Source organism: Cryobacterium sp. TMS1-13-1 (assembly GCF_004403125.1).
GTDB classification, from domain to species: Bacteria; Actinomycetota; Actinomycetes; order Actinomycetales; family Microbacteriaceae; genus Cryobacterium; species Cryobacterium levicorallinum.
This window is the reverse complement of sequence record NZ_SOGX01000004.1, coordinates 309,759-322,206: the sequence shown is the minus strand read 5'-3', so window position 1 is coordinate 322,206 and position 12,448 is coordinate 309,759. Positions and strand designations below refer to the sequence as shown.

Below are 12,448 nucleotides of genomic sequence, written 5' to 3'. Positions count from 1 at the left end.
GGACGAGTTCAAGGCGCGCTACGAATCCACCCGGGTGCCGACGACCATGCACGCGGCCGTCGTGCACGAGTTCGGCCAGGGCCTCAGCATTGACGAAGTGCCCGTTCCGAGCCCCGGCCCCGGCCAGGCCCTGGTCAAACTGATCAGCAGCGGAGTTTGCCACACCGATCTGCACGCCGTGGAAGGCGACTGGCCGGTCAAGCCGAGCCCGCCGTTCATTCCGGGCCACGAAGGGGTCGGCGAAGTCGTCCTCCTCGGTGACGGCGTCGAAGACCTCGCCATCGGCGACCTGGTCGGTAACGCCTGGCTCTGGAGCGCCTGCGGCAGCTGCCAGTACTGCCGCACCGGCTGGGAAACCCTGTGCGAAGCGCAGCAGAACGGCGGCTACAGCGTGGACGGTTCGTTCGGGCAGTACATGCTCGTCGACGCCCGCTTCGCCGTGCGCATTCCCCACGGCGCCGACCCGATCGAGATCGCCCCGGTGCTGTGCGCCGGCGTCACCGTCTACAAGGGCCTCAAAATGACCGAGGCCCGCCCGGGCCAGTGGGTAGTCATCTCCGGCATCGGCGGCCTCGGCCACATCGCCGTGCAGTACGCCAAGGCGATGGGGCTGCGCGTCGCGGCCGTCGATATCGCCGACGACAAGCTCGCCCTGGCCCGCAAACACGGCGCCGAGCTCGTAATCAATGCGCTGGACGAAGACCCGGTCGCCGCCATTCAAAAAGCCACCGGTGGTGTGCACGGCGTGCTCGTGACCGCAGTACACCCGGCCGCATTCGGCCAGGCCATCGGCATGACCCGCCGTGGCGGCACCATCGTCTTCAACGGTCTGCCGCCGGGAGACTTCCCCGCCCCGATCTTCGACATCGTGCTCAAGGGCCTCACCATTCGCGGCTCCATCGTGGGCACCCGCCAGGACATGGAGGAAGCCCTGCAGTTCTACGCGCGCGGCCAGATCCACCCCACGGTCTCTGAGCGCCGCATCGACGAGGTCAACGAGGTGCTCGACGAGATGAAGCACGGCAAGATCGACGGTCGCGTCGTCATCCGCTACTGAAGAAATCTGACGGTGCGGGCCGCGTGACCACCGAATCCCAATATTCGGTGGAAGCGGGCCCGCACCCGTCTGTGGATAACTTTTACGCGCGACCGCCAGACGCGTCATCATGTCGGCATGGCCCTCAGACTGAATCCGTGGTATCCGCTGGTGTGGCGCACACCGAATTGCGTGCAGCTCGGCATCGACCAAGCCATTGTCACGATCGGCGGGTTGACGCCCGCTCACGAGGCTGTGCTGTCCGCGCTTTCTGCGGGGGTTCATCGATCGGGCGCGATGCTGCTCGGAACGGCCGCCGGGGCATCCGCTGTCGAAGTGACACACCTGCTCGACCTGCTCGAACCGGCACTGTTGTACGTGCCAGACGATGCGCCGGCACCGGTAACCCCGCTGCCCCGCACCGTGCTGGTTGACGGCCACGGACCGACCGCGACCCGGCTGCGCGCGCTGCTGGCCAACCTCGGAATAGAGGAGCCGGCTCCAGGAGACGACCCCGAGCTGGCCGTGTTGATCGGGCAGTACGTCTTCGCGCCTGAACGGCACGGGCATTGGCTGCGCCGCGATATTCCGCACCTGCCGGTGGTCTTCAGCGACAGCGCCGCGCGGGTGGGACCGCTCGTCGAACCCGGCCGCGGACCCTGCCTGACCTGTCTGGAGCTCGCCCACGTCGACACGGATCCGTCCTGGCCCGCCATGGCCTGTCAACTCGTGCTGCGCGAGGCCCCGAGCGAAACTCCGCGGCTGAGCTTCGAGCTCGCCGCCCGGGTGGCCGGACTCGTTCAGGATCGCCTGGAAACAGGCCGATCCGTGTTGTTCACCCGGTCACTGCGCCTGGACGCGCGGGGCGGTGCGGTCACGGGCTCCGTACACCGGCTGCACGAGCGGTGCGGCTGCCAAGCTCTTCCAGAAAACGGGAGCGTTCGCGAGCTGCCCGCGCCTGTGCCCCAGAGGATGACCAGCTCAGCGCGAGTCGCTTCCGGGCGCGGGTGATGCCGACGTAGAGCAGCCGGCGTTCCTCGTCGATCTGCTCGAACGTGCTCGCATAGCTGATCGGAACCAGGCCCTCGCTCAGGCCGACCACGAACACCGCGTCCCACTCAAGGCCCTTGGCGGAGTGCATCGTGGCGAGCGTCACGGCCGACACCGTCGGTTCGTGCTGGCCGGCCTGACGTTCCATCAGCTCATCGGTGAACTGTCGGAATGTGGTTCCGGCAGCGGCCTGGTCGACCAGGCCCATCAGTGCGTTGAGCGATTCCCACCGCGCCTGCACGGCGCCGCGGGTCTCCGGGGCGGTCTGGCTCCAGCCCAGCGACCGCAGCACGTCACTGACCGATTTGAACAGTGGTTCCCCAATGATTGAAACGGATGCCGCCCGCAGGCTCATCACCGCCTGCTTCACCTCTGGGAGGTCGAAGAACCGTTTGGCACCGCGAATCTGGTAGCTCACCCCCACCTCGGTCAGAGCCGTTTCGAGCAGCGCGGCCTGCACGTTGACTCGGAATAAGATGGCCACGTCTTCGGGTTTGGTGCCCGCGTCGATGAGCTGCAGAATCTGCTCGGCCACGCCGCGGGCCTCGGCCATGTCGGAGGCGTAGCCGCGCACCGTTGGGTGGGGGCCGCTGTCGGTCTGGGCAGCCTGCAGGGTCAGGGCGCCGGACCGGCCACGCATCAGCTGGTTCGCGGTGGCGACGATCGGCGCGGTCGAGCGATAGTTCTGTTCGAGCCGCACCACGGTGGCGTCTTCGTAGTGCTTCGGAAAGTCCAGCAGGTAGTCGCTGCGAGCGCCGGCGAAGGAGTAAATGGTCTGGCTCGCGTCGCCGACGACGCAGAGATCGCGGCGGTCGCCAAGCCAGAGGGCGAGCAGGTCGTGTTGCAGCGGCGAGACGTCCTGGTATTCGTCGACGACGAAGAACCGGTACTGTTCGCGCACCTGCAGGGCCACGGAGGGTTCGGCCTCGATCATGCCGGCCATGGCGAGCAGGACGTCTTCGAAGTCGATCTGCTTGCGATCGTCTTTGAGCTTCTCGTAGGTCTGCTGCAGGGCGACGACCTGGTCGACGTCGAGTCGGCCCGGCAGGCTGCGGCGGGCTATGCCGGCCGCGTACTGCTCGATGCTCAGGCCGCTGGTTTTGCGCCATTCCACCTCGGCGGCGAGGTCGCGCAGCGTGGCGGTGTCGAGTTTGAGGTGCAGAGCCTCGGCGGCGTGCCCGAGAATGCGGCCCTTGCCGTCGAGGATGCGCGGCGCCTGCCCGCCGACGACGTGCGGCCAGAAATAGTTCAGCTGGGACAGCGCTGCGGCGTGAAAGGTGCGCGCAGCCACTCCCCCGGCGCCGAGCTGACGCAGGCGCCCGCGCAGTTCGGCGGCCGAACGGCTCGTGAAGGTGAGCGCCATGACCCGGTTGGGGGCGTAGGCGCCGGTCAGCACGCCAAGCGCGATGCGGTGGGTAATGGCGCGCGTCTTGCCGGTTCCGGCGCCGGCGAGCATGCAGACCGGACCGATCAGCGCTTCGGCCGCAATGCGCTGCTGTTCATCGAGGCCTTGGAGCAGCGAGTCGGCGGTGGCCGTCACGGACGAATCAATTCCGTCGCGGCGGGCAACGGCGCGCCGAGCCAACGCTCGATCATGGCGTGCGCGATGGAGGACGGGCCGGGCAGCAGCATCCACTCACCGGCATCGAGCAGGTCTTTTCGGCTGAACCAGCGCAGCGCGAGAATCTCGGCTCCGTCGGGCAGCAGATCGTGGGCCTGCTGGTCGTCGGCGAGGCGGGCGGTGAACCCGAACATGACCGAGGCCGGGAAGGGCCACGGCTGGGAGCCGACGTAGGCCGGATCGGTCACGCGCAGGCCGGATTCTTCGAACATTTCGCGGATCACGGCCGTTTCGAGGGCCTCGCCGGGCTCGACGAATCCGGCGAGGAGCGAGTACCGATTGATCTCCCACATGGCGTTGGAGCCGAGCAGAATGCGGTCGTCGGCGTCGGTGATGAGCACGATGACGGCCGGGTCGGTGCGCGGAAAGACCTGGCTGTTGTCGACCGGGCAGCGGCGTACCCAGCCACCTTCCTCGACCAGGGTGGCGGCGCCGCAGCGCGGGCAGTGGCCGTGCGAAGCGTGCCAGTTGAGCACGCCGAGGGCCTCGGTGAACAGGCCGGCGTCACGGTCATCGAGCACGGTCGCGACGGTGCGCAGGCCCACCCAGCGACTCTCGTCGGGCTCCAGCCGGGCTGCAGCGTCATCATCGAGCTGCACGGCAACGATGCGGGTACCGGCAGTCTCGGGCAGGTCGGAGGGCAGGGACCGGCCGAGGTAGACCCGCAGGCCGGCATTGTGCAGACTCGTGGGCGGCAGCAGGGCGAGGTGCACACCGGTGTTGGCCGGGTCGGTGCTGGCCGCATCGTGCGGCGCGAGCAGAATTTTGCCGTGCCAGACGGGCAGAACGCGGGTGGCGGCATCCGCCCAGAGCTGGTCGAACAGGTCCGGCAGGCCGCGGGTGAGGTGGTCGCGGTCGACCGCCTGGCGAGACAGCGGCAACCGCGTCGTGAAAGTGAACGACATGGTATATCTCCGAGCTCTGCAAGAACGTGGGTGGAGGCGTGGCGAATAACCGCCAGACCGCAAGTCGATCTAACCTAGTAGGCATGGCCAGAACTCAACTCACTCTAGCCGCGTTAGCCACCTCCGCTGTTCCGGGGCTCGACGTGGCCTACGCCCGCAAGCACAGTGCCGGCGCGCACGGACTCTTCGACTCGGCGCTCGTCATCGACAAGGCCGGTCGGGCGCTCATTATTCGCGTTCCCACCAGCCAGTCGGCCGAAACCGAGCAGTCCGCGGACCTCGTGGCGCTGCGCGCGCTCACCACTGGCAATCGCAGCCGGCTGCCGTTCGACGTGCCCGAGTATGTCGGCCAGACGCCGATTCAGGGCACCCGTGCGGTGGTCTATGAGCTGCTGGCTGGTGACAGTTTTGATGCGGATGCCCTCACCGGGCATGAGGGCGTCGCCGGGTCGATCGGGCGCGCGATCGCCGCCATCCACTCGTTGCCGAGCGCCTTCATCGGCACCGCCGGGCTGCCGCAGCAGAGCGCCGAACAGTGCCGCAAGGACGCCATCGACCTGATCGATCGAGCCGCGGGCACCGGCTACCTGCCCGCCGCGTTGCTGCGCCGCTGGGAGCAGGCCACCGACGACGAGGCCCTGTGGCAGTTCGCGCCGGCCGTGGTGCACGGGTCGATCTCGGCCGATTCCATTCTGATCACCGACGACGCCGTGTCGGGGATTCTCGGCTGGTCCGGGCTGGCCGTCGGCGACCCGGCGCGCGACCTGCACTGGCTACTCGCCGCGCGCGGTGACGCCGCCGAACTGGCCATCGACGCCTATTCCAGCGCCCGCCAGGGCAGCGACACGCACATCACCCAGCGCGCCATGCTCTATGCCGAGCTGGAACTGGCCCGTTGGCTGCTGCACGGCTCCAGCAGCCACGACCAGTCCATCGTCGATGACGCCGTCGCCATGCTCGACGGCCTGGTCGACACGGTGCACAGCCACACCCAGCAGCCGCTCTCGCCCGAAACCGGCCCGATCATGAGCGTCGGCGACGTGGAGAATATGCTCGACCACATGCCGCGCGCCGCCCGCGATTACGACCAGCACGCGGCGATGCACACCGACAGCTACAACTTTTCGGGACTGACCGTCGATTCTGATTCTGATTCTGATTCTGACGATTCCAGCACCGGGGCCATCGCCCCGGACCAGGCCGCCAAAAGGTCAGCCTCCGAGTAGAGCCGCTCGGGGGCGACGACGGTGTCGTCGGCGACGAAGTAGAAGACGGCGTCGACGATGCTCGGATCGATCCCCTTCCAGCGGGCGTACGCGAGCCGGTACAGCGCAAGCTGAGTCTGCTTGAGTTCCAGGTCTGCAGCGCTCTTGGGTGCCCGCCCGGTTTTCCAGTCGACGACCTGGTAGCCGGTTTCGGTGCGGTAGACGGCGTCGAGCTTGCAGACGAAAACCTGCCCGGCGAGCACATGGTGAATTTCAATCTCCACGTCGACGGGTTTGCGCTCGGCCCATTCGGAGCGTTCGAAGGTGGCCTGGAGAACCGCGAACTGCTCTTGCTCCGGCACGTCAAGCTGCTCGAGTGTGCCGGTGCCCTGGTCTTCGTCTGCCAGATCGAGGTCAAACAGGCTGGCATCGACGCGGTCGGTGCCGGTGGCTCCCCCCGCCCGACGCTCGACCCAGGAATGGAACAGCGTGCCGAGCCGAGTGGCCCGGTACGGACGCTGCGGCATCGGGCGGCGCAGCTCCGCCGCGACACCGGCTGGATCGTCGACGTAGTCCTTGAACCGGGAGGCCGGGATGCGGGTGGGCACCGGGGCAACCTCGCCGCCGGTGAGGCGCAGGGCTCGCTCCGTAAGCAGCAGGGTGACGGCGTGCGACCAGCGAGTGGGGACATCCGCTTCGCTCGCGCTCACCCTCGCTGCGGCAGCCTCGACCAGCGCCCGTCTGCCGCCGAGTGGGTCGAACGGCCACAGTTCGGTGCCACTGGAAGCCGAGGCGGGCTTCTCAGACTCGGCGGGCGCGTCGGGGATCTCGGCGATCAGCCCGGCCAGGGCGAGTTCCGTGAGGTAACGGCTGGGCTTGCGAGCGGTGACTCCGGGGCCCCAGAATGAGCCGGTCAGCAGCAGCTCGCGCTTGGCGCGGGTGGTCGCGACGTAGATGAGGCGGCGCTCCTCGTCGTCGTGCCGGTCGGCCAGCTCGGCCTTGTAGGCCTGGAACGCCAGGTCGAAGTCGAACTGGGTGTCGTGGCCGACGATATCGAGATCGGGCAGCTCGGACCGGTCGCCGCGGAACGCATAGGGCAGTTCGCCGAAGCGCAACCATCCGCTCGTATCGCGAGAGGCGGCGGGCAGGCTCTTCTCGGTCAGGTTGGGAATGGCGACGAAATCCCATTCGAGGCCCTTGGCGCCGTGAACGGTCAGCAGCTGCACGGTGCCCTGCTCCGACAGTTCAGCGCGCGGGCCGAGATCGTCCTGCAGTTCGGCCCGTTTGAGCCAGCGCAGAAAGCTCGCCAGTGTGCCCTGCTCGTCGCTGTCGAGAAAGGCCGAGACGGTGTCGTGGAAGGAATACAGGTTGGCCAGGCCGAGGTCGTTGGCCTCGTTCGCGATCAGCTCGACGTCGAGCCGAAATTCCTGCTCGATCAGGCGTACAAAGTCGAGCAGAGGCAGGCCAGCGCGGGAGCGCAGCCAGGCCAGCTGACGGCCGGCCGACTGCACCCGGGCCCGGCCGAGGTCGCTGAACCCGGCGAGCTGGCCGTGCGAGTCGGGCGCTGACCCGAGAAAGTCGAGTGCATCCACGAGCGAGCTGCCCTCATCGCCGGCGACGGATGCCCGCAGCTTGCCGCGCAGATCGGCCGAGATCGCTTTCTGGGCCCAGTCATGCCCGGCCAGCCAGCGCGCCACGTCGGCGAGCGCTTGCAGGTCGCGCGCACCAACACGGTAGCGGGCACCGCTGAGCAGACGCACGAGTTCGCTGCCGGCGGCGGGGTCGTGCACCACGCGCAGCACGCTCACAACGTCGGCGACCTCGGGGGTAGAGAGCAACCCACCGAGTCCGAGCACGTGGGCACGCACGCCGTGCGCCCGTAGTACCTCGGCGAAGTATTCCATCTCGCGGCGGGCCCGAAACAGCATCGCGCCGCTGTGTTCGCCGACCAGACGGGTGGCGAACCAGTCGGCGATGGCTCCGGCCTCCTCAGCGATGGTTTCAGCCATGAGCGCGTCGACCGCGCCGGGCCGGGTGCCAGCGGGAACCTTGAGCGTTTCGACCTGGATTCCGCCCGGTTTTGCGCGAAGCGCGGCGCTCAGCGGGGCGACGAGGGCGTTGGCAGCGTCGAGGACGAGCGCCGGGTTGCGCCAGGTGAAGGACAGCGACATGGTCGGGGCTGCTGCTCGGCTGAAGTCTCCGGTGTTGAAGTCTCGGCCGAAGCCGAGCAGGTTTGCACTGCTGGCGCCGCGCCATCCGTAGATGGATTGGTGGGGATCACCGACGGCCATCACCGGGTGGTTGCGAAACAGGGTGTGCAACAGCTCGGTTTGCAGGACCGAGGTGTCCTGGTATTCGTCGAGGAGCACCACGCGGTACTGGTCACGGTAGCGGTCGACGACGGCGTCGACCTTTTGGCAGACCTGCAGTGCCAGGGCTACTTGATCGGAGAACTCGATGAGTCCGAGGCGACGCTTCTCGCTGCTGTAGCGAGCGGCCAACTCGGCCAGCACCGGAAGCGGGGCGACCGCGGCCAGGGAGTCAGTGACCGACCCGTACGGTGTCTTCTTGCGCGGATTACCGTAGGGCAAATCGGGCAGGTAGCCGAAACTGTCGACCAGCGCCCTGAGGTCGTGGGGAGCTCCGGGCTGACCAAGGTGAACGGCGGGCGGATTCTCGGCCAGGGCACGGCTGAGCTGCAGCACGGCATCGGTGACGAGGTCGAGGCTTTTGCCGAAAGGCACGAGCCGCCCGTCGCCGAAGTCGATGACGATGCGACGGGCCAGGAGCCAGGCACTGGTTTCGCTCAGCAGCACCGACTCGGGTTCGCGGCCGAGCAACAGGGCGTTGTCGGTGAACAGGCGGCTGGCGAAGGAGTTGTAGGTGGACACGCTCGGGGTGTTGAACAGGTCGGACGACTCGGCGGCCGTGCCATGGGCGGAGTCGGGGTCGGCGGCGATCGGCATGAGGCCGGCCGTTTCGAGATCGCTGATGCGTTTGTTGATGCGCTCACTGAGCTCGCCGGCGGCTTTGCGGGTGAAGGTGAGTCCGAGAATCTGGTCGGGGCGGGCGTGGCCGTTGGCGAGCAGCCAAAGCACCCGGTTGGCCATGGTCTCGGTCTTGCCGCTGCCGGCTCCGGCGACGACGAGGGTCGGCGTGAGCGGCGCTTCGATGACCGCCTGCTGCTCGATAGTCGGCGCAAACATGTTGAGCGCCGCCGCGATATCGAGGGCGGAGACCGTGGTGGCGGTGCTGAGAAGACTCATGAGCTGACCTGCTTGATGACGTGGATGCGGCAGGACCCGTGGGATCTGGGGTCGAGACAGTGCGAGGTGATTTCGGCGATGAAGGTGGCGCCGCCCATGCCGGCAGCGTCGTCACCGACGCGGGTGCGAAAGGCCTCGAGCTGCTCCGGAGTGAAAGCGGGCTGGGTGGGATTGCGATAGTTCTGCTTGACGGTGCCCGAGGAGACGATGACCAATCGTGCACCGGCCAGGGCCATGTCCGAGGACACACCGTCGATGGCGCCTTCTTGAAAGGCCAGTTGGTAGGCGCCGAGCTGCGGATGCTCCGCGACTCCGGTATCGCTCGTCGCATCGCCCTTGCCCGTTTTGAGGTCGACGATCACGGCCCGGCCGTCGGCCTGGCGTTCGACCCGGTCGATGGTGCCCGACAGCACGGCACCGCTCACTTCGAGCTGAAAGGTGCCCTCGGCGCTCAACAGCTCTCCGCCGCCGTTCTCGAAATCCAGCAGGTAGGAGGCGAGCCGATCGGTGAGCTCCCGGGCTGCAACTTTCTGCACCCGGGACTGCCAGTCGGCGTCGAAGTCGAGCTCGTTCCAGCGGGCCTCCACCCCCTGCCACAGGGCTTCTGGGCGCCGATCGGTGGCGTCTTCCATGACCTTGTGGATGATCGTGCCGAGGTTGGCTGCGGTGTTGGAATCGCCGCCACCGACCTGACCGATCAGCCAGTGCAGCGGGCAGGTTTCAAAGGCTGCCATGCGCGACGGCGATACCCGCACCGGTTGGTCGCCGGCCTCCGGGTCGTTGAGTGGGCGCACGGTGCTCGGGTCGGCCAGGCCGTACCACTCGTCGGGCGAGGCACCTGGCACGTTTTCGTCGGCGAGCCGGGCGAGCGTGGCTGCGGCATCCGCTGCCCGGGTGGCGGAGTCGACCCGACCCGGCGAGTGGATGGCGCGGGTCAGGTCGCGCCGCAGCCTTCCGGTCAGACCGCGAAGCGACACGGGGTAGTGGGCGGGGTCGTCGGCGCCCAGAGCGGGAGCAGGCTGCGGCAACAGGCGAAAGAACACCGATGGTTCGTTCTCTTCGTTGTTGACGGCGGTGACGAGTAGTTCGGTCGTGGCCCGGCTGGCCGCCTGAGCGAACATGCGCAGTTCGTCGTGGAGCACCGCGGTGCGGGCGTCGGTGCCGGATGCGTCTTGCCCGGAGGCGATGAGGGCGAGGTCGCCGGCGCCGAGCAAGGAGCCGCGAATGCGCAGGTCGGGCCAGACGTTGGCCTGCACACCGGCGAGCACGACGACATCCCAGGAGCGCCCGATGGTGCCGCTCGGCGTGGACACGGTGACGGCCGCGCCGCCGGCGCGCGGCGCCAGGGTGTCTTCGGGCACGTCGGTGTCGACGAGGTGTTCGAGGAACAATACCGGCGGGGCCGACGGGGTGCGTTCGACGTAACGCTGGGCGGCGGAGAACAGGGCGACGACGGCATCGAGGTTGTGGTTGGCCTCGTCGGCGACGATTCCGGTGCCGGTGGATTGCTCCTTCCATTCGCGGTCGAGACCGCTGCGCTGCCAGAGACCCCAGAGCAGTTCTTCGATGGTGGCGCCGGCCGCGTACTCGATGGCGGCTTGGCGCAGGCTCGCTCCGCAACCGGCCGCGCGGCGGGCGGTGCGGTTGTCGATGGTGGCGAGCAGCTCGGGGTCATGCAAAGCTGCGACGAGCAGGTCATTGGCGCTGCGCGGGGTGGGCGTGTCGGTGGCCAATTCCTGTTGACGCAGTGCCGCGCGCAGCCGACGCAGGGTGATCGGGTCGAGGCCGCCGAGCGGACCGCGCAGCAGCTCAATCGCCGCTTGGGAGTTGAGCGCTTTGCGTCCGAGGGTTACCTCGAGGGCTACGATGAACGCTTTCACCGCGTACTCGTCGCGCAGGGCCGTGCTCGCGGTCGACACCTGGGTCGGCACTTCGAGCGCGGCGAGCCCCTTGGAGATCGAGGGAACGAGTGAACCGGTGCGCACGATCACGGCCATGCGCGACCACGGAGTTTCGTCGATCACGTGGCGTTCGCGCAGCAGCCGGGCGATCACCGCGAGCTGGTCGGCCGGGCTGGTCGCGATGACGGTGTGCACGGACGGTTCGGGGACGGCGTCCGTCGCGGTCAGCGTCTCGGGCGCGGTCACGGCACTCGGAGCCGAGAGCGCAGGATCATCGGAGCCGTCGACAGCAATCTCGCTCACCGCGTCGGGTTCGGCCTGCGCGCTGCCCGCCGCACGCTGGGTGCCGGCCGCAGCCGCGCCGATGCGACTCGTGATCTGCTGAATCACCTGACGGATGCCCGCGCCGTGTCGGTAGACGGTGCCGAGTACGATCGGCGGTGCGATCCCGCCGGACGGCGAAGCCGCCGCGGGGCCGGTCGATGACCCCACCGGCGCCCCGACCGGGCCTAGGCCGAGGTACGGACCGAGGCGACCGAGGGCATCCGGATGCGCACCGTGGAATGATCCGGTGCTGATATCCGGGTCGCCGACGGCGATGATCGCGACTCCGCGCGCCTGAAACTGGGCCAGCAAGGTGAGCGTGGCCTGGGTGACTTCCTGGGCATCGTCGAGCACGATCAGGCGCAGTCCGGCCAGGGTACCGAGCGTCGCCGCCCCGGCCGGGCCTACCTCGGCTCCGGCCACAATCGCCGCGGCATAGCGGGCCAGCTCGGTGGAGTCATACTGCCCGGGGCGGGCCTGGTCTTTGGCCTCTTCGTAACCGCGAATGAACTCGGCAGCGGCCACCCACTCCGGCCGCCCGAGGCCGAAACGCTCCAGCTGGCCCGGAGTGACGCCATATTCCACGGCGCGCATCATGAGATCGCGCAGTTCGGTACGAAATCCCCGCAACTGGCGTACGTCGGCGCCCAGGGTGTCTGGCCAGACCGGGCCGCTCGGCGCTCCGGCCGTCTCGTCGTCCAGGTGGCCCTGCAGCAGTTCGGCGATGATCTGGTCCTGCTCGCCGCCGGTGAGCAGGGTCGGAGTGGGCCCACCGGCCTGGGCGACCGCGGAGCGCACGATCTGAAAGGCCACGGAGTTGGCGCTGCGAGCGAGCGGCCCGTTGGTCGGCACGGCCAGGCGCAGCGCGATCCGGTCGCGCAGCGCGGTGGCACCGGCGCGCGTCGGCACCAACACCAGCACCGCGCTCGGCGAATACCCCCGGTTCAACACCCGGTCGGCGACGAGTTCGACGAGCGTGCTGGTCTTGCCGGAGCCGGGCGCGCCGATAACGGCGGCGCTCACCGCGTCGGGGAGGTCGAGAACAGCCTGCTGGTCGGCGTCGAGGTCGTGGTTGGTCACATTTCAACGGTAACGGGTTGCGCCGACAGTGAAATCGGTCAGGGCGAGGGCGCGTTCTGT

General features: G+C 68.3%; 6 protein-coding genes. 2 read left to right on the top strand and 4 right to left on the bottom strand.

Features of this window, described 5'->3' with window-relative positions:
* The first annotated feature begins 46 nt into the window (after positions 1-46).
* Positions 47-1,057, top strand: a complete 1,011-nt coding sequence (gene adhP / locus E3T31_RS03290; RefSeq protein WP_134467543.1) for an alcohol dehydrogenase AdhP — start codon at positions 47-49, stop codon at positions 1,055-1,057.
* A gap of 853 nt (positions 1,058-1,910) precedes the next feature.
* On the opposite strand, the gene E3T31_RS03285 is transcribed toward adhP, so the two are convergent.
* Both E3T31_RS03285 and nudC read right to left on the bottom strand, forming a co-directional pair.
* Positions 1,911-3,626: an ATP-dependent helicase gene (locus E3T31_RS03285; protein WP_134467446.1), complete on the bottom strand. Its 1,716-nt coding sequence runs from the start codon at positions 3,624-3,626 to the stop codon at positions 1,911-1,913.
* The gene (gene nudC, locus E3T31_RS03280; protein ID WP_134467445.1) at positions 3,623-4,612 is read right to left on the bottom strand and encodes an NAD(+) diphosphatase; all 990 of its coding nucleotides are present in this window, start codon (positions 4,610-4,612) and stop codon (positions 3,623-3,625) included. Before nudC ends, E3T31_RS03285 begins: the two co-directional genes overlap by 4 nt.
* A gap of 83 nt (positions 4,613-4,695) precedes the next feature.
* On the opposite strand from nudC, the gene E3T31_RS03275 reads away from it, so the two are divergent.
* Entirely contained in the window at positions 4,696-5,838 is a 1,143-nt protein-coding gene (locus E3T31_RS03275) for a phosphotransferase (RefSeq protein WP_134467444.1), read from the top strand.
* Here the strand turns inward: E3T31_RS03275 and E3T31_RS03270 are convergent.
* Positions 5,727-9,083, bottom strand: a complete 3,357-nt coding sequence (locus E3T31_RS03270) for an ATP-dependent DNA helicase (RefSeq protein WP_134467443.1) — start codon at positions 9,081-9,083, stop codon at positions 5,727-5,729. The genes E3T31_RS03275 and E3T31_RS03270 overlap by 112 nt on opposite strands.
* Positions 9,080-12,388 carry an ATP-dependent DNA helicase gene (locus tag E3T31_RS03265; protein WP_134467442.1) on the bottom strand — a complete coding sequence of 1,103 codons (3,309 nt, stop codon included), beginning with the start codon at positions 12,386-12,388 and terminating at the stop codon, positions 9,080-9,082. The genes E3T31_RS03270 and E3T31_RS03265 overlap by 4 nt, the downstream gene beginning before the upstream one ends.
* Positions 12,389-12,448 lie beyond the last annotated feature (60 nt).

What these genes read in the sequence shown, in the direction of transcription:
- adhP (WP_134467543.1), top strand. Translation starts at nt 47, where the DNA reads ATGCACGCGGCCGTCGTGCACGAGTTCGGCCAGGGCCTCAGCATTGAC.
- nudC (WP_134467445.1), bottom strand. Translation starts at nt 4,612, where the DNA reads ATGTCGTTCACTTTCACGACGCGGTTGCCGCTGTCTCGCCAGGCGGTC.
- E3T31_RS03275 (WP_134467444.1), top strand. Translation starts at nt 4,696, where the DNA reads ATGGCCAGAACTCAACTCACTCTAGCCGCGTTAGCCACCTCCGCTGTT.
- E3T31_RS03270 (WP_134467443.1), bottom strand. Translation starts at nt 9,083, where the DNA reads ATGAGTCTTCTCAGCACCGCCACCACGGTCTCCGCCCTCGATATCGCG.